Here is a 20744-nt window from a genome sequence, read left to right as displayed (position 1 = left end):
TGCCGTGGGGCGGCTCCGCTCAGTCGCAGAGGTCCTTCGCCGCGCCTGCCGGGGTCGCATCGCGTACCGAGTCGGACTCGGTCCGGGTGGTGAGTGCCGCGCACAAGTGCGCGGCACTCCCGTCCGCGTCGAGGTCGGCCGTCCGGCGGAGCGGCCGCCCGAGCCGATCCGTGAGGTGAGTCCGTCCCGTCCGAAGAAGACCCCCGACTCCGCCTCCGTGAAGGACCGCAGCCCCGGGGACGGGGACGGCTCCGGGGACTGATGCCGACCGTCGGCTGCCGGCCGCTCAGTCGCTGCCGGGCGGCACATGCCCGGTGTACCGGGCCTGTGTCAGCAGGGAGACGACCTCCTCGTCGGAGGTCTGCGAGAAGTCCCGGTACCACTCGCCGACGGCGTAGAAGAGGCGCGGCGTGGACAGACACACCACCTCGTCCGCGCACTGCCGCAACCGGACGACCGCGTCCGGTGGCGCCACCGGTACGGCCGCCAGCAGACGGGCCGGGTTCTGCGCCCGTACCACCTGGCAGGCGGCCTCGGCCGTGGCGCCGGTCGCGACGCCGTCGTCCACGACGATGACGGTCCGGCCTTCGAGCGGTGTCCGCGGTCTGCCCGCGCGGTATGTCTGCGCCCGGCGTACGAGCTCCGCCGCCTCGACCCGCTCGACCGCCGCGAGGTCCTGCTTCCCGACCCTGAGGTGGCTGACGACGTCCTCGTTGATGACCCGCACCCCGCCCTCGCCGATGGCGCCGAACGCCACTTCCTCGTGGTGCGGCACGCCGAGTTTGCGGACCACGATCACATCGAGCTGGGCGCCGAGCATCTGTGCCACCTGGAAGGCCACCGGGACTCCGCCGCGGGGCAGGCCCAGCACGACGGGGTTCTCCCGCTCCAGATGACGGAGCGCCTCGGCCAGCTGCTGTCCCGCGTCCGCGCGGTCGGCGAACAGCACGGTGGTTCACCCCCAAACAGGGGAGAGCGGGGAGCACGTGGGTACGTATCCCAACCGCCTCCCTACTTCGAAACAACCCCATGTGCGGCGGCCGCGCAACTCGGGCAGGGTCGGTTGCATGGAACGAATCGGAGCGGTCCTGATCGATATCGACGGTGTGCTCACGGTGTCCTGGAAGCCGCTGCCCGGCACCGTGGCGGCCATGGAGCGGCTGCGCGAGGCGGGTCTCCCGCTGGCGCTGGTCACCAACACCACCTCCCGAACCCGTGCCTCGATCGCCGGGAAGCTGGCCGGTGAGGGCTTCCCCGTCTCCGCCGACGACATTCTCACCGCCCCCGCCGTCACCGCCGCCCACCTGCGGGAGCACCATCCCGGAGCCCGCTGCCTGCTGATCAACACCGGCGACATCCGGGACGATCTGACGGGCGTGACACTCGTCGACGAGGGCGAGGGCGAGGGCGCGGGCGAGGACGAGGAGGAATCCGGATCGGCTCATGGCGGGGCACCGGACGTCGTCGTCCTCGGCGGGGCCGGGGACGCCTTCACCTATGCGGCGCTCAACCGCGCCTTCCGCCATGTGCAGCGAGGTGCCCGGCTCGTCGCCATGCACCGGAACATGTACTGGCGCACGGCCGCCGGGCTCGACCTCGACACCGGAGCCTTCCTCCTGGGGCTGGAGCGGGCCGCCCGCGTCGAGGCGGAGATCACCGGCAAACCCGCCGGGTCGTTCTTCGCCACGGCCCTGGCACACCTCGGCGCCACCGCGTCCCACGCCCTGATGATCGGCGACGACATCGAGTCCGACGTCCTGGCGGCCCAGCGCGCCGGGCTCACCGGCGTACTCGTCAGGACCGGCAAGTACCTCCCCGAGACACACCGGGCGGCCGACGGCACCCCGGACCATGTGATCGGCTCCTTCGCCGATCTCCCCGCCCTGCTGGAGCGGCTGGGGGCGTGAGGAAACCGGGGCGGACAGGGGCACGGACGCGCGGCCCCGGACCGGTCAGGACACCGGAGACGTCTTGGGCACCTCGCCCTCGGTCGTGTTGACGTCGATCACGGAGAACGCCGCGCCCTGCGGGTCCGTCAGCGCGGCGAAGCGGCCGAACGGCATGGTCATCGGGCCGAAGCGCAGGATCGCACCGTGCTCGGTCGCCTTCGCCACGGCCGCGTCGCAGTCCGCGACGGTGAAGTACACATTCATGTACGGCGGTACCTCGGGCGGGAATTCGTCGCCCATCTTCATCCGCCCCATGACCGTCTTGTCGCCGAGGTTGAACATCCTGAAGTCGACGGCGTCGTCCTCCATCTCCACCATGCTGTACGGGAAGACGGCGGAGAAGAAGGCGTCCGACTTCTCCGGCTCCCGGGTGAAGACCTCTGCCCAGCAGAACGCACCGGGCACGCCCTGGGCCTCGAAGCCCTCATGGGCCCCCGCCTGCCAGACGCCGAAGGCGACCCCGCTGGGGTCGCGGGCCAGCAGCATCGTGCCGAACTCGCCCACCTCCATGGGGTCCATCAGCGTCTCGCCGCCGTTGTCACGGATCTTCGCGGCGGTGGCGGCGGCATCCGGAGAGGCGAGGTACAGACACCAGGCCGACGGTCCCTCCTGGCCGGGCATCGGGGGCACCACTGCGGCGACCGCCTTGCCGTCGGCGTACGCCTGCGTGTAGTCAGCGAACTCGGACGAGGACTCGCCGAACGTCCAGCCCAGCACATCACCGTAGAAGCTCTTCGCTCTGTCGAGGTCGGGAAACATCGCGTCGGCCCAGCACGGAGTGCCCTCCGGTTGTACAGCCATGACTTCGACTCCTTCGTGCGCGGTGGGTGTCCGGCTTTTCACGCTAGCCAGCCCACCGGCTCCCCGCGCGCTGGAAACGCGGTCACCGGCCCGGTGGCCGGGATCAGCGGTCCAGGACCGGACCCGCGGTGTCGAGCGCCGCACCGGCGTGGTCGGCGAGGGTCACCGCCACGAGGCGCGCCTGCAACGACGGGACGGTTCCAGGGGTGGGCCGGAGCATGAACCGGCCGGAGTAGTGACCGCTCGCCGAGGCGCGGAGCTCGGTCTCGCCCTCCGGCCAGCCGTCGCGGTCGACGTCCCAGTGCCTGCGCCCCACGACGACACCGCCGTCCTGTTCCAGCCGCGGCGGCTGCCCCAGCAGGCTTCCGTACTCGAAACGGCATCCCTGCAGGCGCAGTACGTCCACGAGCTGCCGGCGGACCTGCTCCACCACCAGGTCGGGGGGAGGCGGCGGACTGGACGAGCTGGGCGGTGTCGTGGATCCGGGCGAGGTGGCCCGCATCGGTCACGGTGATCACCCGCAGGCGACGGGCGTGGGATCGGCCGGATGCACGGGTGCTGCGGTATGTCTCCCCAGCCCTGGAGGTCATGCAGTCGCCCTGGTTGCGGTGTAGGTCGAACCGCCTGGTACATTGCTATGCATGGAACGCGGTAAGGCAAGTCGCCAGGCGCCGGAGAAGGTCGAGAGCCAGCTCCGCAAAGGAGTTCTGGAGTACTGCGTCCTGGCTCTGATGCGTGACGGGCCCAAGTACGGGGTTGAGCTGCTGAGCGAGTTGCAGGACACCGGCACCCTGGCGACCAGTCAGGGCACGGTCTACCCACTGCTGTCACGGTTGCGGCGGGATGAACTCGTCGTCACCACCTGGCAGGAGTCCGCATCCGGTCCGCCACGGCGGTACTACGAACTGACCGAGGCCGGGCATGCGGCACTCACGGAGTTCGCCGGGATCTGGCCAGGATTCCGCGACGCCGTCGACCACCTCCTCACGCCGATCACCGGGCATCGGCACGATCCTGGAAAGGCACACCCATGAAGACCGACGACACCCTCGTCCGGGACTACCTCGCTGCCGTCGGACGCGAGAGCGCGGCGCTGCCCCCGGCCGCCCGCCAGGAACTCATAGCCGACCTGGGCGAGCACATTCAGGTCGCGCTCGCCGAACGGCCCGGCAGCATCCGCGAGATCCTCCACGAGGTGGGCGACCCACGAACGATCGCCACCACAGCACTCCAGGAGCTCGGCCACACCCCCGGCACACTCGCCCACAAGCCCCGTCGGCGCCGCTCCCCGGCATGGCTACCGATTCTGCTCCTGCTGGTCAGTGATGTCCTGCCCTATGCGGGAGGCATCGCCCTCTGGGCCTGGCTCAGCGTCATCATGAACATAACCGCCATCGTGATGGTGTGCCGCTCCCGCCACTGGACGGCGGCCCAGAAGTGGATCGGCCTCACGCTGGCCGCCCTCCTGCCTGTGGTCCTTCACGTCGCCTGGTACTTCGTCTTCGTCGTCCCCGACGACAGCGCTGCGACCGACGCGTGGCGCTGGACGGCCGTCGCCCTGGTGTTCGTCCTGACGGTGATCGGCTGCGGGTGGCTGTGGCGCACCAAGCGTCCCTGAGTGCGCCCCTTTCACCGGCAGCCCTCCGGCGGCGATGCTCCGACCCCAGCGCTGTGACTGCGCGGGTTGTTTACCGGGCCGCTCCGAAGTCCTGTGTCCAGTAGCTGCCGGGCTGGGCGAGGCCCACGCCGATCTCCTTGAACGAGCAGTCGAGGATGTTGCGCTTGTGGCCGGGGCTGTCCATCCAGCCCGCCATGACGCTCTCGGGGGTGGCGTAGCCGTAGGCGACGTTCTCGCCGTACGCGCTCCAGTTGTATCCGGCGCGCGTGATCCGGTCTCCCGGAGCCGATCCGTCGGAGCCCGTGTGGGACATGTTCCGGTGGGATGCCATGTCGGCGCTGTGGGCCTGGGCGGTCTTCGTCAGCTTCGCGTTCACGGTCAGTGGCGAGCAGCCGGCCTTGGAACGCTCGCTGTTGACGAGCGTCAGTACGCGGGCGGCGGCACCGGACGCCGGAGCGGCGGTCGCCGGTGTGCTCGTGGACGCGGCGGGCTTCGGTGCGCTCACGGGTGCAGCGGGCTTCGGCGCGCCCCAATGTGCGGTGCGGTGTGCGGTGTGGGTCCGCCACGCTTCCGCGGCCGGCTTCTCGTGGGGGTCGAAGCAGGCCATGGCGGCAGAGGGCACACCCACGGCTCCCACGGCGACGACAGCGATGATGATCCGCCGGTAGGACGTCTTCCTGCGGTGCTTCCTCATGTGTGTGACCTCGCTCGATATTCGCGGAGCGGCCCCGTACGGCCGGCTTCGAAGCGCCTTGCGGTCGTCATTCTTGGAACGGCCTTCGGGGTGGGGCAACAAGCCGAAGTACTACCCCGGCCCGTAGCGCCGGACGGCGCTTGAAACGGGCGCGCAGGCATGCTGGCGGCGACCGTCGTGCTCCGGGAATGCACTGGGGCTCCGTCAGAATCCCTTGCTGGCTTGAGGGACGGGCGGGAGCGCCGAGCGGGGCGGATGTTGACGAACCTCGCGCGCACATATCTGCACCAAGACGGACAAATATTGCCATGCCGCCCAGGTGGTACCTACTAACCAGTGCCCTGAGTGTCAAAAGCTCTGTGGCCGATGTCACTGGCGAGCGATGCAACCATCTGTCCCGGTCCACTCCTGTGGTCATGAGTGGTGGCGGGCGATCGTGGCCGGTGCCGGCGGTACGGGGCGGTCCGCCCGGGGCTCGCGGGTGCGTGGCCGTCGGTCGGGGACGGCGACGCCGACGAGCGTGATCAGTCCGCCGAGGAGTTCCACGGGCCGTGGCTGCTCGCCGAGCCGGAGGCAGGCCACGGCGAGGGTGACGGCGGGCACGAGGCCCCGACACCCGCCACGTCCTCGACCGCCTCGACGGCCTTGACGAGGGCTGACGCCGAGGGCTGACGACGAGGACTAACGCACTGGTACGGCCCCCGCCCCCGACCCCCCGGCGTCGCGGGTCCGGCGGGTCGCGGCCGCGACGGTGGCCATCAGCTCCGCGTCCAGGACGGACGGATCGGCCAGCCGCGTCGGGGCGGCGTACGAGTTGAGCAGGGCCTTCGTGACGCGCAGGGCCGCCTCGGGCCGGCGCACGATGGGCTTGGTCCACGCGGTGACCGCCCCGTCGAGGGCGTCCTCGGGCACGATGCGCTGGAGGACCGACAGCTCGTACGCCTCGGCGGCGTCGAAGGCGCGTCCGGTCAGGATGAGCTCGCGCGCGCGGGCGGCGCCGACCTCATGGATCAGTCGGGGCAGCACGCCGCCCCAGGCGGTGGGCAGCCCGAGCGCCAGTTCCGGCAGCCGGAATCCCGCCGTGTCGGCGCCGACGCGCAGATCGCAGGCGAGGGCCAGCGCCAGTCCCGCGCCGATCGCCTTGCCCTGGATCCTGGCAATGGTGACCGCCTGGCTGGTGGAGATCGCCTCGCAGACGCGGCGGGCCTTGTCGCCCGCGATCCGGATGCCCCGCCCGGTGGGGTCCTCGTCCAGCCAGTCGGCGAACTCGTTCCGGTCCCCGCCCAGGCAGAAGTCGGCCCCGGCACCGCTGAGCACCAGCACGCGGACGTCGGGGTCCGGTACGGCCAGGACCGTCAGCAGATCGTCCAGCATCGCCTCGGTGACCGCGTTGCCGGTGTCGGGGCAGTTCAGCTCCACGCGCAGGACGGGGCCCTCGCGCACGGTGCGTACCGTGCTCGGCCGCCGGTACGGGGGCAGGAGGTCGGGGAGCGAGAGCTTCATATCGCCACACTCATCGAGGTCACACGCCTGAAGACCAGACGGGACGCGTAACTGGGCCCGGTGACGGCGCGCAGGGTGGGGAAACGTTTCAGGAGCTGGGTCAGGACCGTGCGTGCCTCCAGGCGGGCGAGGGCCGCGCCCAGGCAGTAGTGCACACCGCCCCCGAAGGTGAGGTGGGTGCCGGTGCGCTCGATGTCGAAGGCATCCGCGTTCTCGTTGTGCCGCGGGTCGTGGTTGGCGGCCCCGTACATGACGTGGACCAAGCTGTCCTTCGCGATCGGCACGCCCGCCAGGACCGTGTCGTCGGCAGCGATCCGGGTGTTGATGTGGATGGGCGGGTCGTACCGGAGGGCCTCGTCGACGGCGGCGTCGATGTATCCGGGATGCTCCGCGAGCCATGCCCACCGGCCGGGCTCCCTCAGCAGCAGCCCCACCATGGACGACAGCAGTGTCGCGGTGGTCTCCAGCGAGGCGATGGTGACGAACATGGTGAGACGGTAGAGGATCTCGTCCGCCGCCTCGCGGTCGGGTTCCGTCGCGTCCCAGGTGTGTATCCAGCCGGTCAGGACATCGTTGCCGGGGTTCGCGCGGCGCTGCTTCACCAGGTCGGTGAAGTACGCGCGTAGACGCACGGTCGCCTCGGCGGACACGGCGAGCTGGCTCTTGGTGGGCAGCAGCTCCTGGGCGTGCACCTGGTTGTGGGTGATCTCCAGGATGTGGGAGTAGTCCTCGGGCGGGATCCCCAGCCAGGAGCCGATGGTGCTGATCGGGAGCTGCTCGCTGACCGTACTGACGAAGTCGGCGTCGCCCCAGCGCAGTTTGTCGGCCAGCTCGTCGAGGAGGCGGGTGACATCTTCCTCTACCTGCGGGGTCAGCCGCTGGATGGTCGAGCGGTCGAAGAGGTTGCCGAGGCTGCGGCGCTGGCAGGTGTGCTCGGGTGCGTTGAGGCGCGAGAGCGTCTTGGTCATCTCCTGCGTGGCGACCGCGTCCCAGCGCTCGGTGTCCGCCTGGCGTTCCTGCCAGGCGAAGTCCGGCGCCAGCCAGTTGCGGCCGCGCAGCACCTCGCTGCACGCGTCGAAGCCGGTGACGAAGTACGCGTCCCAGGGAGCGCGTACGACATCACCCATGGATCTCAGCTCGCCCAGGAGGGCGTAGGGATCAGCCTGCCCCTCCGGCGATTTGAGGCGCCGTAGGAGGGAAATGAGTGCACGGCGGTCGACGGTGGTGGGCCTGTCTGTGCCACATATAGCGCTCACGCAGAGTTCCTTGCCCTGGGCTCATGGTTACGGCCAGAACCTACCCCTCCGCATATATGTGCCATGCGTCGATCTCTGTTGCCCGTGTCACAGGAAAATGCCTTGGTGACCCCTTGTCATATGTCGAACATCCGCTAGCTGGAGCACGCATGACGTCCAGTTATGCGTGCAAGTCGCCCGAATTCACCTACCGGCCGCCCGTCACACGCGGAAGACGTCCAGGAAGGAACTCCACCAGCCCTTCGCCTTCTTCTGCGGCTCCACGTGGTCGTAGCGCGCGGCGGGAACCTCCTCGGAGGCGGCGATCCGGGACGAAACGGGCGGCTGTGCGGCCGTCGCCGCATGGCGCGCGGCACTCGGGCTGAACCGGACCGGCAGGGACACCAGCGCCCGGTGGAACGGACCCGGCCGCCATGCCACCGCCGAGGCCGGCACGGCGAGGGCGAGGTCCGGCACGGTGTTGAGGATCTTCTCGATCGCGGTGAGGGCGATGAGCTGGGCCGGGGACTTCGCCGGGCAGACGTGTGGGCCCGCGCCCCAGGCCAGATGGGCGCCCTTGCTCAGGGTCTGGCGGGCATCGGTGAGCGCGGGATCGCTGTTCGCGGCGGCGAAACTGATCAGTACGGGGGTGTCCGCCTTCAGCGTCACGCCGCCCAGGTCGACGTCCTGGACCGGGTAGTGCGTCGCGTAGTTGGCGATCGGCGGGTTGTTCCACAGCACGTCGTCGAGGGCGTCCTCGACCAGCATCCCCGTACCGCGCCGCTGCGGACCCCCGGTGTCGTTGGACAGCAGGAGAAGCAGTGCGTTGGCGATGAGATTGCGTTCCGGCTCGACGCCCGCGCCCATCAGCATGACGAGCTGGTCCTTGAGCTCCTCGTCCCGCAGGCCCGCCGGGTGCTGGATGAGCCAGGAGGTGATGTCCTCGCCGGGCTGCCGCCGCTTGAGCGCGACGAGCTCCATCAGGCACTCCGTCAGCTCGGCGTTGGCCCGCAGTACGTCCTCGCCGTCGAAGATCGCGGACATCCAGCGGGTCAGCCGGTCGCCGATGTCTCCGGGGCAGCCGAAGAGCTGGTTGAACAGCAGCAGCGGCAGAAGCTTGGCGTAGTCGCCCAGCAGGTCGGCGGTGCCGCGTTCGATGAACTGGTCGATGAGGTAGTCGGCGATGCGCTCGACATCCCGGCTGAGCCGGGTGGTGTTGAGGCGGCCGAGGCTCTCGGTGACCGCCTTGCGCAGGCGCAGATGCTCCGTGCCATCCGTGAACAGGCAGTTGGGCCGGTACGCCATCATGGGCAGCACCGGACTGTCGAGCGGTACGCGACCCTCCCGCAGCGCCGCCCACCGCCGCGAGTCACGGGCGAAGAAGGAGGGGTTCTGCAGGACCCGGAGCGCGGCCTCGTGCTGCACGACCAGGGTGGCCTCCACACCGGGGGCCAGCTCGATCGGAGCGGCGAGCCCGTGCGCCCGGAATTCGTCGTACACACGCTGGGGATCGGACGCGAACTCCGGCCCGTAGAGCGACGTCTGGCGCTGACCGTGCATCGGGCACCCGGTGGGGGCGCTGTACGGGGTGGCTCCCGGTTGAGAGTCCATGTGTGATTCCTCGATGTGATCGCGGGCCTCACAGGGCCCGGACGGCGGACGGAGAACGGGTATCGGGGCCACCCGTACCGGCGGACGGTGGACGGAGCGGGTCAGGCCACCCGTGCGAGAAGGTGCCGGACCAGAGTGATCAGGGCCTGTGCGGACGACTTCTCGTCCCGGGCGTCGCAGTACACGACCGGGGTGTCCGGCAGCAGATCGAGAGCCTCGCGCAGCTCCTCCTCGGCATGCCGGGAGTACGGGTCGAAGCTGTTGACCGCGACCGCGTACTCCAGCCCGTACGTCTCGACGAGGTCGATCACCGGGAAGGTGTCGGCCAGACGCGCCGGGTCGACGAGGAGCAGCGCGCCGAGCGAGCCCCTCGCCATGTCCTCCCACAGCTCGACGAAGCGCTGCTGGCCCGGCGTACCGAACAGGTACAGCACCAGTTCGTCGCTGAGCGTCAGACGGCCGAAGTCCAGCGCGACCGTTGTCGTCACCTTGTCGGGCGCGCCCCGCAGGTCGTCGATGTGGGCACTGGCCTGCGTCATCCTCTCCTCGGTGCGCAGCGGAGTGATCTCGGAGAGGGTGCCGATGAGCGTCGTCTTGCCCACGGCGAAGTGTCCGACGACGAGGATCTTCGCCGCACGCTGTACCGCGTCCGGCACATAGATGTTCTCAGCCGAACCGGACGTGGAGTCCATGCAACACCTCTTCGAGGATCTTCCTGTCAACTAGCTGAGCCGGTGGTGGCGCCTTGCGGCGCATCAGATGACCCTGATCCGCTAAGTCGTTCAGCAGCAGCCGTGCCACTCCGACGGGCAGCGCCAGATGGCCCGCGACCTCGGCCACCGACAGATAACCGCCGGAGCACAGCTCCCAGATCGCCCGGACCTCGGGGCTCGGGTTCGGGGGCTGCTGCCGGTCGGGTGCGATGGTGACCAGAGTGACGAGGGAGAGGTTCTCCGCATCGGGCAGGCCACGCCCGCCGGTGATGACATAGGACCGGACGAACCCGCTGCTGACCGCCTGTTCCTCGCCCGGCGCCGTCATGCGTCGCTTCCGGCGTTCTGGCGGGGAGGTGTGGTCATCGCCTTCCCCAGTGCGGCGACCTGTTGTTGCATACGGAAGGACATGGCCTCCATGTCCACGTCGGCCGCGGCGGCCGCCGCCAGATAGGCGCCGGTACCGGCGGCGATCAGGAAGATCCAGCCGTGCTCGTACTCAAGGAGCGTCTGGTGCCAGCGGCCGGAGGTCTGGGCGCCGATGAAGGGGGCGACGGCCCGGCTCAGCGACTGCATGGAACTCATCGCCGCTGCCACGGTCTCCGCGTCGTCCCGGCCGATCTCACTGGAGTTGGCCAGCAGCAGGCCGTCGGCGGAGACGAGGATCGCGTGCCGTGCGCCGGGTACCTGGAGCACATCGTTGAGTACCCAGGACAGATCGGGGTTCACTGGATCTCGGGTCCTTCCATCGTCGTCGTGTCACGCCCGGACCGTGTTCCACGCTGGAACGCGCCCAGGCGGGAGGCGGTCTCCTCGTTGCTGCGCACCGGCCCGGGCTCGGTCGACGGCACCACCGACACCGGGCTCTTGCGACGACGCTTGGGCAGACCACCGGCGGTGGTGAAAGCCCCCGTCGGCTGCGGGGCGGGGGCCGGCTGCGCGGCCGGCGGGAACAGAGGAGTCGGGGGCGGCGTGGGCGCCTGGCGGCGGGGGAGCGCCGAGACGTATGCGTCCTGGCCACTGGCGGCCGCGGGGGCCGCGCGAGGCGCCGGGGGTGCCGGTGCATCGCCGGTGAGAAGCTCGTCGGGCAGGAGAACCACCGCGCGTACGCCTCCATAAGGGGATACGGAGTCCACCGAGACCTTGAACCCGTAGCGGGCGGCCAGCATGCCGGAGACGGCGAATCCGAACTGTGGGGGAATGCCCAGACTGGAAACGCTGATCGCGGCCTGAGGCGCGAGGAGAGCCGCCGCGCGGTCCTTCTCCTCCTGGCCCATGCCGAGGCCCGCGTCGTCGACGATGAGGCAGACGCCCTTCGGGACGGCCTGGATGTTGATCTCCACCGGAGCGCCGGGAGCGGAGTAGTTGGTGGCGTTGGCCAGCAGCTCGGCGAGGACCACCGCCACCGGCTCCACGGCCTTGCTGACGACGGAGAAGTTGACCTGCCCGTTGACCCGGACCCGGTCGAACTGCCGGATACGGCCCTGGGCGCTGCGGGCCACGTCGAAGACGGAGGCGACCGTCTCCCTGCGCCCGAGCCAGCCGCCGCACAGCACCGCGATGCCCTGCGCGCGGCGCCCGAACTGACTGTTGGCGTGGTCGATGGCCATCAGGTCGGCGAGCATGTTGGGGTCGTCGCCGTACTTCTTCTGGGCGTTCTCGACGACCACCTGCTGCTCGTCCGCAAGCCCCTGGAGGGTACGCACGGCCGCCTTGAGGACGGCCTTGGTCTCCTCCTCGGCGTCCCTGCGGACCTCGGCCATTTCGGCGGCCTGACGGTGCAGCAGACCGTTGTGGGAGACGTGGAGTTCGTCCCGCTGCCGTTGCAGCGCGTCGCGCTCCCCACGGAGTCCGGCGTTCTGTCTGCGCAGTCCGATGTTGGTCTTGCGAGCCCGCAGGACGGCACCCACAGCGACCAGTGCTACGACAACCAGTGCCCAGAAGAGCGGGCCCTGTGCAAATGTCATGAGACTCACTTCAAGTGCCATGGCTATGGAAACGGCTTGACGCTCCCTCATGTGCCGCACAGGCCGGGCTCGTTGAGCCAGGACGTGCGCCACGCAGGGAAGGCCCCTCCGAAAGTGGGACCGAGGAATTCATCCCTCCCGGAATGCCCCCATATGCCATCAGCCCACTGGAAGTAAGATGATCTTAGCATCGGCCTGTCGGGTAAATGTCAAGACGGACACGCCAGTTGCACTCTTGACGCGGAATGTTCACATCCCGGGACGGAGTCGCCGGCATCGCCGCCCGCCCGGGCGCGGGCACCACCGGCTGAACACGGCGGTGTCACCACTGTCGATCGGGCCCGGGTCCGCACCTCCTGGGCGCACCCGGATTCCTCGGCCGCCCCGGGGTCACGTGCATACGGGAGCGGGCTCTCGTCACTGTCGGCGACGGCGGGCGGAATCCAGGATGGAAACCAGCCAAGGGGAAGCGCCCCGGGCGAACAGCCCCGGTCCTCACAGGGCCGGCCCGATGACACAGGAGATCCCATGAACCTCTCGCAGAACACCGCCCAGACGACCGATGTCCAGCCCAAGGCCGGTCTGGCCCTGTCCCGCAAGGCCGCGCTCGGCGTCGCCGCGGCGGCGGTCATCGGCGGCTCGATGTTCGCCCCGAGCGCCTTCGCCGCGACGGACTCCGCTCCCAGCCACTCCGTCGAGGCGGGCTGCGGGGACTGCTACCCGGACGTCATCTGATCCCGGCAGTCATCCGACTGATCCCGGTGGTCATCTGATCCCGGCAGTCATCCGACTGATCCCCGGACGTCATCCGACCCCGGCGGTCATCCGACTGATCCCGGTGGTCATCCGACCCCGGGAGTCCCCTTCGGATCCGACCCCCGACAGCGCCCTGCGGGGCCCGCCGGCCACCCGGCCGGCGGGCCTCGCAGCCGGAGCGTGAGCAAGGAGAGTGAGCCGTGAACTGGCTCGAACGCTGTGTTTCCGACGCGGACCGGTTCCTCCGTACGCAGTGGCGCCAAGGGCCCGTTGTGCTGCGGCCGGACGATCCGCCCACCGAAATCCTCACCCCCGCCGATCTCGACGACCTCATCGACTCGGGTGTTCTGAGAGTGCCGTACGCCGGACTGTTCACGATGGCGGGCGCCGTGCCGGAGGCGGCCTTCTGCCCGCCCCGGGTGGTGGCCGGGCGGTATCTGGAGGGCTGCCTCGACCCGGAACGCGTACGGACGCTGATCCGGGAGGAGCGAGCCACCCTGCAACTGCGGTACGTCAACCACTGGTACCCGCCGGTCCGGGAGCTCACCGCCGGTCTCGCCCAGGAACTCGGGCGGCTGGTCGAGGCGTTCTGCTTCTACTCGCAGCCCGGACGCTTCGGCGCCGTGCACCGTGACGACGGCGACATCCTCGTGATCCAGCTCAGCGGCGCCAAGCACTGGCAGGTGTACGGCGGCCCCACCGACGCGGCCTGGCAGCCCGTACGGGAGGACGACCCGGGGCCCGTCCTGCTCGACACCGTCGTACGGCCCGGCGAGGTCCTGTACGTCCCGAACGGCTACGCCCACACCGCGCAGGCCACCGAGGAAGGCCCCTCGCTGCACCTCACGATCGCGCTGCGCGAGGCCGGCGCCGGACACCTGCGGGCGGAGCTGGAGTCCCTTCTCGCCGACGGCCTCGCCCTGCCCGCCCGCCCCCTCGACGACGCGGATCTGACCAGGACGGCCGCCGCCCTCCTCGGCCACTTCCGCGACAGGCTCGACGGCGCGAGCGCCGAGTCCCTCGTGCGCAGCGCCCGCGTGCACGCCTACAGCAGCCGCCCCACGGCCTGACCGGCCGGAGCACCCGACGGAGAGTGAGACCAACGATGGACTGGCTGAAGCGATGTGTGCGGGACGAACAGGAGTTCTTCGCCGCGCACTGGCGCCGCGCACCGGCCGTTCTGCGCCCCGACGATCCCCCGGTGGACATCCTGAGCACCGCCGAACTGGACGGCCTGCTCGACGCCGGGCTGCTCAGAGTGCCCTACATAGGGCTCGTCCACGAGGACCGTCACGTACCCACCGATCGGTTCTGCACACCCCGGGTGGTGCTCGGCGAGGTCGTCGAGGACTACGCGGACGCGGAACTCGTGCGCCACCTGGTCGAGCACGAGCGGGCCACCGTGCTGCTGCGGTACGTGGACCAGTGGCACCAGGGCGTACGGGCACTCACCACGGGCCTCGCCGGGCAACTCGGCCGCCAGGTGGAGGCGTTCTGCTTCCTCACCCCCGCGGGCACCCAGGGCCGCCCCCTCCACCGGGACGACGCGGACGTCCTCGCGATCCAGATCAGCGGCGAGAAACGCTGGCGCGTCCACGCCGGACCCGCCGACGGGAACTGGGAACCGGCCAGGGAGGACGGCGACCCGGGCGAGGTGCTCCTGGAGACCGTACTGCGCCCCGGCGAAGTCCTGTACGTACCAAGGGGGTTCGCGCACCACGCCGACGCCGTGGGTGACACCCCGTCCGTCCACCTTTCGCTGACCGTACGCGAGGCGGGCACCGCGAACCTGTACGCGCTGTTGCAGGCACTTCTCGCGGACGGAGCCGTCATCCCCGGCCGGCCACTGGACGACGAGGCACTCGCCGACGCCGCCGAGACGCTGATCGGCCACACCCGCCGCACCCTGGCGGCCCTGACCCCCGAGACGCTGGTGGCCCATGCGCGCGCCGCCATGCGCGCGGCGGCATGACCTCTGCGGCCGTCCCCGAACTGCCGCCGTTCGCCCACAGCCCCCGAAGCCCTGTGCTCGGGGGCTTTGCGCAGTCCTGACGCGACAAGATCTTTTCTGCCCGTCCCTTCTGCCTATCCTTTCCCGGGGCGTCCGATTCGCCGGTCGGCACCACCCGTCAGACGGCAACGAGGGGGGTACGTGGAAGGGCAGGAGCAGGCACGCGCCGGGTCGTTCGAGGCGGCCCGGGGGCTGGGGGAGGACGACCTCGCCGTGTACGGCTGGGTCCTGGAACACCGTACGGGCGACCCGGTGGCCGTCGCCGAGGCCATCGGGATCGGCCCCGAGCAGGCCGCCCTGAGCCTGGAACGGCTGCGGCGGGCCCGGCTGTTGCACGCGCAGAACGCTCCCGGGGACTCCCGGGCGCTGTTCGCGGTCGCGCCGGAGACCGCGCTGGCGCAGTTAGCCGCGCCCGTGGAGGCGAAGATACGCCAACAGCAGGACGGGCTCGCGGGGATGCGCCAGGACCTCGGCCCCTTCGTCGCGTGCTACCACCGGCGGCATTCCCGCAGCGAATCGCTGGAGCTGCTGGAGAACGTGCAGGACGTCCGCAACACCCTCAACCAGGCTTCGAACCGCTGCCGCAAGGAGGTGCTGACCAGCCAGCCCGGCGGCGGGGCGCGGGATCCCGAGGCGATGCGGGAGGCGCTGGTGCGGGACCAGTCGATGCTGGAGCGCGGCATCCAGCTGCGTACGCTCTACCACCACACGGCCCGCTTCAACGGCCCCAGCCAGGCATATGTGGCCGCCGCCTCGGCGCTGGGCGGCCGGTACCGCACCGCACATGAACTCTTCGGCCGGCTCATTGTCTTCGACCGCGAACTCGCCTTCATCCCCGTACGGGACGACAGCTGGGGCGCCGTCGTCATACGGGATCCGTCCACGGTCATGTATCTGTGCGAGATCTTCGAGCAGACCTGGGACCGGGCCACCCCGTTCGCCGACGCCGTCAGCCAGGGCCTGGAAGAGGTCTCCCGGGAGATCCACGAGACGATCGTCCGGCTGCTCGCCGCCGGGCTGAAGGACGAGGCCATCGCCCGCCGGCTCGGCATGTCGCTGCGTACCGCCCGCCGGCACATCGCCGACATCATGGAAGAGCTGGATGCCACGAGCCGCTTCCAGGCGGGCGCCCGTGCTGCCGCGCGGGGGCTCCTGCCGAACCTTGTTCCCGCGGGGGGACCACCCGGCGGGCCCGACGACTGACCGGCCGTGGCCGTCAGGTGTTCTCGGGAGCGAAATCACGCGACTGGCCCCGGGGCGTCCGGTATCGGATGCTGTCAGGACAGTCTGCGCGGGACGTCTCCCGGGCGGAGCTTCGGCGGCGTGCGCGGGGAAGGAGGGACATGGACGGCCTGCCCCTGGCATCCCCGGCGCTCTCATCGGAGAGCGAAGGCAGGCTCCACCTGCGGGAGCTGCTGCTGTTCCTCTCGGTGCACCTGGACCGGGCGCCCGGTGTGATGTGGCCCGAGTACGAGCATCCGGCTCTCGGCACCCCGGAGCGGCCGGAGGCGCTCGACGGCCTGGCCGCCGAACTCGGGCTGCGCACCGGTCTGGTCGCGAGCAGCGGCCGGGGCAGTCGCACAGGCGGCGGTGCACGGAACCCCGCCGCACATCTGGTGATTCATCAGACCGAGGGTGCGGGGATGTGGCGACTGCGCGGGGACCGAACCGACGGTGCGGGGGCCTTCCGGCACCGGCTGCGGTCGGGCGAAGTCCTCTACATCCCGGCACGCTGGTCCTGGACGGTGGAACTGACGCCGGGCGCTCAGTACGTGGTCACCGACCTGACGCCACCCGGGAGTTAGGCCTCCGTGCCGGGGACTCAGCCACCCCACGAGGTGTCGCACGGGGTCACCTGCCCCTGGCCCGACAGCTCCCCGTCCGCGATGTTCCATCCGGTGGACGGGTCGCCCGTGGTCCCTTCGGCGGAGACCGGCACCGACGAGAGCCCGACGCCGCCGCAATCGATGTCGGCGGCGTGCGCGGCGGAGCCGGGCTGGAGGACCAACAGGGCGGCGGTGGCGGTGAGGAGCACGGCAAGGCGCTTCGGCATGATTCCCCCCAGGGGCGTGGTGTGGGGCCCGCCCTTTCGGCGGGCCCGTTCCGGTTCGTGCGGTGTGTGGACAACTCTGGCCCAGGCCCGTCGCGTATGTACGGGAGCGAGCCCCTCACCAAGGTGCGTGACCGTAAAATGAAGGGGGTTCAAATGGCCCAAAGATGCCTGAAATCATCCGAACTCCACGGCTGCATAGGCACGTTCAGGACAGGTAGCCCCGCTGGATGGCCAGCACGACGAGCTGGGTCCGGTTGGTCGTGCCCGTCTTGTCGCGCAGCCGGCGCAGATGCGTGTCGACGGTGTGCGGGCTGATGCCCAGTCGGCGGCCGATCCCCCAGTACGTCTCGCCGCCCGCGAGCAGCGTCAGGACCTGTCGCTCGCGGGGGGTCAGTGTGGGCTCACAGACAACGGTGCTCAGGGCGTCCGGCATGGCGGGCTCCTCCTCGTCGACGGGTGACCGGGGGGGCGAGGGCGTCGAGGGCCCGTCCCGTCCGGACATCCACCACACTGGGCCACCTGTGAATCCGGTCGCGACCGGCCGGACACCTCATCAACCTGCCTGACAGCAAAGCGAGGTGGCGACAAAGGGCACGAATCGCCGCACAGCGCGCCACCGATCGGTGAGGGGAGTCTCCATGGGGCGACGCGGGGAGACCGATCACATCTGGCTGGACCGGCTTGCGTCGCGGGCCGGGTCGGCGCCGGCCCAGGATGCGAGGAAGTGCAGGCTCTCCTTCGAGGCGGACCCCGGGGCAGCGGTCATGACCACGAGGTGCTGGTCGGCGGCGGGATCCCGATCCTGCTCTTCCAGGACTGGGATGTGCGGCCGCTGACGGAGGAGACGTTGCACGGGCGCGGACCGCGCGGCGTCAGGCCTTGCCGCGCAACCGCTCCGCCTCCTCGATGAGCCAGGCCGGACGGACCATCTCGACATTGCGTCCGACGCCGTCGGCGGCCCGGGCCAGCGCTTCGGCGGCCGCCTGCGGGTCGGGCACCGTCCGGGCGCGGGCCGCCTCGGTGAGCGCCCCCGCCGCCGCCGCTTCCGCCGCCCCGGCGAGCTGCAGCGAGGCGGCCGCCCGCTCGGCTGTCTCGGCCGCCTGTCCATAGCGGCCGTCGGTCCAGTACGCCCACGCCATGTTGTAGAGGCAGACTCCCTCGGTGCGCGGATTCTCCATCGTCGAGGCCGCGCCGAGCGCCGCCTCCAGCGATGCCAGAGCTTCCGCGACCCGCCCCAGCGCGAGCATGGCCACACCCTTGGCGTTCAGCGCGTAGTCCGTTGCTTCCTGGATGCTCGCGTCCTGGTAGGCGCGCACGGCCCTGTCGCCCGCTGCGATGGTCTCCTCCCATCGACCCATGGCCAGCAGGGCCGTGAAGCGGGCGTTCCATGAACGGGCCTCGGTGAGCAGATCCCCTGACGTACGTGCGAGTTCGCTCAGCCGGTCGGCACCCGCAAGGGCCGCCGCCCCGTCGCCCAGGGTGCTGTGGGCGAGGCTGAGGCCCAGGACGGCATGCACCTCGCTTTCGGCGTCGCCGTTCTCGTGTGCCAGGTCGCCGGCCCGGGCCAGCGGGCCCATGGCGGCGTCGAGGCGGCCCAGCTGGCGGTAGGCGTCGCCCAGGCCGAACATGGCGTTCTGCAGCGCACGGCGGTCATCGAGGTGCTCGGCCAGGTCGGCCGCTTCGGTGAACAGGTCCGCCGCCTGTGCCAACGGGCCACCGCTCAGCCGGGCGTGCCCGAAGCCGATGAGATGGGCAAGACGCGCCCGGTCGTCGGTCAACTGTCCCTCCACGGTCAGATGCATTGAGATCGCCCCAAGCACGGAGCCCTGCCAGATCATCCATTCGCTGATGGTGCCGAGGACCAGTGCGGCATCGTCCATGTCCCCGGCGCGCACACGGTGGTCGAATTCGCGCCGGTGCGGCTGTATGTCGTCCGGACTGCGCCAGTCCGGGCGGGGCGGGGCGATGCTCGCGTACCAGTCGGCCGCCCGCCGTTCCACGGACTGCCGTCCCAGCGCGCCATCGCGCGGCATGGCGCCGTACGCGAGGTCGGCGTCCATCGGGTGCAGCGCGAAGGTGCGGCTGGTCCGGTCCACCGACAGCATGCGCATCCGCAGCAGGCGGGACAGGACCGGCGCGACGTCGAGTCCGGGATCCAGGCCGGCCACGATCCACTCGATCGCCTCCCGTGGCACGGGCGTGCGCAGCACCGCGAGGACGTTCAGCACGGTGCGGCCGTCGGGGCCGAGTCGCTGGTACCGGTCCTGGGCGAGGCCGGCGACTACGTCGCCCCGCAGGGTGAAGTCCTCCAGTACGTCCTGCAGCGTCGGCAGAGTCAGCATGTCGTCGGCCATGGCGCCCACCAACAGCTCCAGCGCGCGCGGAACCCCGTGGACGTGGACCGACGCCTGCAGCAGCTGCTCGTCGGACAGCTGCGCCACACCGAGGCTGCCGTCCTGGTCGAGTTCGCGCAGCAGAGCCACGGATTCGGTGGGCGGCAGCCCGTCGGACAGCTCGACCTCCGCGGCGAAACGGCGCAACTCGGGCGCGAGCCGCAACGGTATCTGCGACGTGACCAGCAGCCGTGGCGTGGATCTGGCCCGGAAAAGGCAGTCGAGGAAGACCGCCAGTTCGTCCTCGTCGTCGAGCCCGCCGTCGTCGTCGAGCAGGTCCTCAAGGTTGTCCATCAGGATGATGAAGAGCTGGTCACCCATCGCGGCGAACAGTTCGCCGATCTTGTCCTGCACGGGGCGGGTCGTGGCCCAGATGCCCAGCAGGCGCGTCTCGCGATCGGGCCCGAGCACGCGGGCGCAGTCGAAGTAGAGGCGTTCCAGGGAGATCCCCGACGTGCGGGTGCTCAGATTGACCAGCCCCGACGGAACCGGAGCCCGGGCGTGGCCCGGCCACTCACCCTGCTCCAGCAACTCCATGACCTTGGCCGCGACCGCGCTCTTGCCCATGCCCCGACGTCCGGTGACGGTCACCATGCGAACGGCCGGATCGGAGAGGTGACGGCCGATCATCTCGCGTTCTTCAGCACGGTCCTTGAACAGCTCAAGCCCATGAGTGACCGGCAGCCCGATGACCTTGGAACCTGCCTGTGGAGGCACGGAATCTGCAAGGGCCGGCCCGGGGCCCACGTCGGGCAGTGACTGCGGATCGGTGATCGCCAACAGCCCGGCCAGCTCGCTCCGGCGTGGCTCGCCGACCCGGCTCAGGGTGTGGTCGATGCGGGCCGCTGTCAGCCGGCCCAGCCCTTCCCATCGGTGGTGTTCGGCAACCACCCCGACTATGTGGGACCCGGCCCATACGGCGGAGCCGGACATCCCCGACCATGGCGACACTCCGGGGTCGGGGTCGGCGGCCGCCACCGGAACGGTGATCTCCAGGGTGCCGGTCCTCAGGTTGGACAGCGCCGCCACAGTCCCGTCCGCCTGGTGCAGTTCCCGGAACTGCCTCCCATCGGCGCCGCGTCGCCGCTTCCACAGCGGGAAGCCTGCCGCATGCACATCGATGACGGCATGACGGTCGTCGCCGATACGCCCGAACCGTGCGGGCGCGAGGGGGGCGGTACCCGGCGGAGGCGCGAAGGTCAGCACAGCCACATCGGTGCCGCTGTCCGACCAGGCCACCTCCGCGGGCGCGACCCACTGCCCCGGCCGGTCGGCATCGAATCGCACCTGCACGCCCGCGGCCTCGGCCACCACATGGAACGCGGTCAGCACCGCCGTGTCGCCGACCCGGTACCCCGACCCGCGCCGTCCGCCACCGGCGGTGGTGGTGACGATGACCTCCGCGATGCGGTGCGGGTCCAGTCCGCCGCTCACGGCCGC

The 20744-nt window shown here is 70.4% G+C and carries 23 protein-coding genes and 1 pseudogene; 9 read left to right on the top strand and 15 right to left on the bottom strand.

Annotated elements, in window-relative coordinates:
• Window positions 1-106 precede the first annotated feature (106 nt).
• Complete coding sequence (locus ACGFU7_RS08780) at window positions 107-262, top strand: hypothetical protein (RefSeq protein WP_393693718.1); 156 nt, start codon at window positions 107-109, stop codon at window positions 260-262.
• A gap of 60 nt (window positions 263-322) precedes the next feature.
• Here the strand turns inward: ACGFU7_RS08780 and ACGFU7_RS08775 are convergent.
• Window positions 323-949: pseudogene (locus tag ACGFU7_RS08775) on the bottom strand (phosphoribosyltransferase); the annotation flags it as partial.
• A gap of 118 nt (window positions 950-1067) precedes the next feature.
• On the opposite strand from ACGFU7_RS08775, the gene ACGFU7_RS08770 reads away from it, so the two are divergent.
• Entirely contained in the window at window positions 1068-1907 is an 840-nt protein-coding gene (locus ACGFU7_RS08770) for an HAD-IIA family hydrolase (RefSeq protein WP_393693716.1), read from the top strand.
• Window positions 1908-1952: 45 nt separating this feature from the next.
• Here ACGFU7_RS08770 and ACGFU7_RS08765 read toward each other — a convergent pair whose 3' ends face one another.
• Entirely contained in the window at window positions 1953-2750 is a 798-nt protein-coding gene (locus tag ACGFU7_RS08765) for a VOC family protein (protein ID WP_393693714.1), read from the bottom strand.
• Between the two features lie 103 nt (window positions 2751-2853).
• Complete coding sequence (locus ACGFU7_RS08760; protein WP_393693712.1) at window positions 2854-3183, bottom strand: hypothetical protein; 330 nt, start codon at window positions 3181-3183, stop codon at window positions 2854-2856.
• Window positions 3184-3391: 208 nt separating this feature from the next.
• On the opposite strand from ACGFU7_RS08760, the gene ACGFU7_RS08755 reads away from it, so the two are divergent.
• Together ACGFU7_RS08755 and ACGFU7_RS08750 are read left to right on the top strand one after the other, a co-directional pair.
• Window positions 3392-3784 (top strand): PadR family transcriptional regulator, encoded by a 393-nt coding sequence (locus tag ACGFU7_RS08755; RefSeq protein WP_393693710.1) that lies wholly within the window; start codon window positions 3392-3394, stop codon window positions 3782-3784.
• Window positions 3781-4368 carry an HAAS signaling domain-containing protein gene (locus tag ACGFU7_RS08750; RefSeq protein WP_393693708.1) on the top strand — a complete coding sequence of 196 codons (588 nt, stop codon included), beginning with the start codon at window positions 3781-3783 and terminating at the stop codon, window positions 4366-4368. The genes ACGFU7_RS08755 and ACGFU7_RS08750 overlap by 4 nt, the downstream gene beginning before the upstream one ends.
• Before the next feature lie 70 nt (window positions 4369-4438).
• On the opposite strand, the gene ACGFU7_RS08745 is transcribed toward ACGFU7_RS08750, so the two are convergent.
• The 9 genes from ACGFU7_RS08745 to ACGFU7_RS08705 all read right to left on the bottom strand — a co-directional run bounded on the left by ACGFU7_RS08745 (window position 4439) and on the right by ACGFU7_RS08705 (window position 12091).
• Complete coding sequence (locus tag ACGFU7_RS08745) at window positions 4439-5062, bottom strand: CAP domain-containing protein (protein ID WP_393693706.1); 624 nt, start codon at window positions 5060-5062, stop codon at window positions 4439-4441.
• 414 nt (window positions 5063-5476) lie between these two features.
• Entirely contained in the window at window positions 5477-5665 is a 189-nt protein-coding gene (locus tag ACGFU7_RS08740) for a hypothetical protein (RefSeq protein ID WP_393693704.1), read from the bottom strand.
• Between the two features lie 78 nt (window positions 5666-5743).
• Window positions 5744-6565, bottom strand: coding sequence for an enoyl-CoA hydratase/isomerase family protein (locus ACGFU7_RS08735; RefSeq protein WP_393693702.1), 822 nt, complete (start codon window positions 6563-6565; stop codon window positions 5744-5746).
• The gene (locus ACGFU7_RS08730) at window positions 6562-7692 is read right to left on the bottom strand and encodes a cytochrome P450 (RefSeq protein ID WP_393694254.1); all 1131 of its coding nucleotides are present in this window, start codon (window positions 7690-7692) and stop codon (window positions 6562-6564) included. Before ACGFU7_RS08730 ends, ACGFU7_RS08735 begins: the two co-directional genes overlap by 4 nt.
• A gap of 330 nt (window positions 7693-8022) precedes the next feature.
• The gene (locus ACGFU7_RS08725) at window positions 8023-9411 is read right to left on the bottom strand and encodes a cytochrome P450 (RefSeq protein WP_393693700.1); all 1389 of its coding nucleotides are present in this window, start codon (window positions 9409-9411) and stop codon (window positions 8023-8025) included.
• A gap of 101 nt (window positions 9412-9512) precedes the next feature.
• Complete coding sequence (locus tag ACGFU7_RS08720) at window positions 9513-10103, bottom strand: ATP/GTP-binding protein (protein WP_393693698.1); 591 nt, start codon at window positions 10101-10103, stop codon at window positions 9513-9515.
• Complete coding sequence (locus tag ACGFU7_RS08715) at window positions 10078-10452, bottom strand: DUF742 domain-containing protein (RefSeq protein ID WP_393693697.1); 375 nt, start codon at window positions 10450-10452, stop codon at window positions 10078-10080. Before ACGFU7_RS08715 ends, ACGFU7_RS08720 begins: the two co-directional genes overlap by 26 nt.
• Entirely contained in the window at window positions 10449-10853 is a 405-nt protein-coding gene (locus ACGFU7_RS08710; protein WP_393693695.1) for a roadblock/LC7 domain-containing protein, read from the bottom strand. Before ACGFU7_RS08710 ends, ACGFU7_RS08715 begins: the two co-directional genes overlap by 4 nt.
• The gene (locus ACGFU7_RS08705) at window positions 10850-12091 is read right to left on the bottom strand and encodes an ATP-binding protein (RefSeq protein ID WP_393693694.1); all 1242 of its coding nucleotides are present in this window, start codon (window positions 12089-12091) and stop codon (window positions 10850-10852) included. The genes ACGFU7_RS08710 and ACGFU7_RS08705 overlap by 4 nt, the downstream gene beginning before the upstream one ends.
• A 528-nt stretch (window positions 12092-12619) precedes the next feature.
• Between ACGFU7_RS08705 and ACGFU7_RS08700 the strand changes: the two genes are divergently transcribed.
• The 5 genes from ACGFU7_RS08700 to ACGFU7_RS08680 all read left to right on the top strand — a co-directional run bounded on the left by ACGFU7_RS08700 (window position 12620) and on the right by ACGFU7_RS08680 (window position 16663).
• Window positions 12620-12826: a hypothetical protein gene (locus ACGFU7_RS08700; RefSeq protein WP_393693692.1), complete on the top strand. Its 207-nt coding sequence runs from the start codon at window positions 12620-12622 to the stop codon at window positions 12824-12826.
• 221 nt (window positions 12827-13047) lie between these two features.
• Window positions 13048-13917: a JmjC domain-containing protein gene (locus tag ACGFU7_RS08695; RefSeq protein WP_393693690.1), complete on the top strand. Its 870-nt coding sequence runs from the start codon at window positions 13048-13050 to the stop codon at window positions 13915-13917.
• Between the two features lie 35 nt (window positions 13918-13952).
• Entirely contained in the window at window positions 13953-14819 is an 867-nt protein-coding gene (locus ACGFU7_RS08690; RefSeq protein WP_393693688.1) for a JmjC domain-containing protein, read from the top strand.
• Between the two features lie 180 nt (window positions 14820-14999).
• Window positions 15000-16061: a helix-turn-helix domain-containing protein gene (locus ACGFU7_RS08685; RefSeq protein ID WP_393693686.1), complete on the top strand. Its 1062-nt coding sequence runs from the start codon at window positions 15000-15002 to the stop codon at window positions 16059-16061.
• Between the two features lie 140 nt (window positions 16062-16201).
• Complete coding sequence (locus tag ACGFU7_RS08680; protein ID WP_393693684.1) at window positions 16202-16663, top strand: hypothetical protein; 462 nt, start codon at window positions 16202-16204, stop codon at window positions 16661-16663.
• Window positions 16664-16680: 17 nt separating this feature from the next.
• Here ACGFU7_RS08680 and ACGFU7_RS08675 read toward each other — a convergent pair whose 3' ends face one another.
• The 3 genes from ACGFU7_RS08675 to ACGFU7_RS08665 form a co-directional block, all read right to left on the bottom strand.
• On the bottom strand, window positions 16681-16911 hold the full coding sequence (locus tag ACGFU7_RS08675; RefSeq protein WP_393693683.1) for a hypothetical protein: 231 nt from the start codon (window positions 16909-16911) through the stop codon (window positions 16681-16683).
• A gap of 205 nt (window positions 16912-17116) precedes the next feature.
• Window positions 17117-17344, bottom strand: coding sequence for a response regulator transcription factor (locus ACGFU7_RS08670; protein ID WP_393693681.1), 228 nt, complete (start codon window positions 17342-17344; stop codon window positions 17117-17119).
• Window positions 17345-17783: 439 nt separating this feature from the next.
• Window positions 17784-20738: a trypsin-like peptidase domain-containing protein gene (locus ACGFU7_RS08665; protein WP_393693679.1), complete on the bottom strand. Its 2955-nt coding sequence runs from the start codon at window positions 20736-20738 to the stop codon at window positions 17784-17786.
• Window positions 20739-20744: the final 6 nt, after the last annotated feature.

The sequence above is a fragment of the Streptomyces sp. NPDC048473 genome (assembly GCF_043200155.1).
GTDB lineage: Bacteria > Actinomycetota > Actinomycetes > Streptomycetales > Streptomycetaceae > Streptomyces.
The sequence above is the reverse complement of the archived record's forward strand: the minus strand, read 5'-3'. Positions and strand labels throughout refer to the sequence as shown.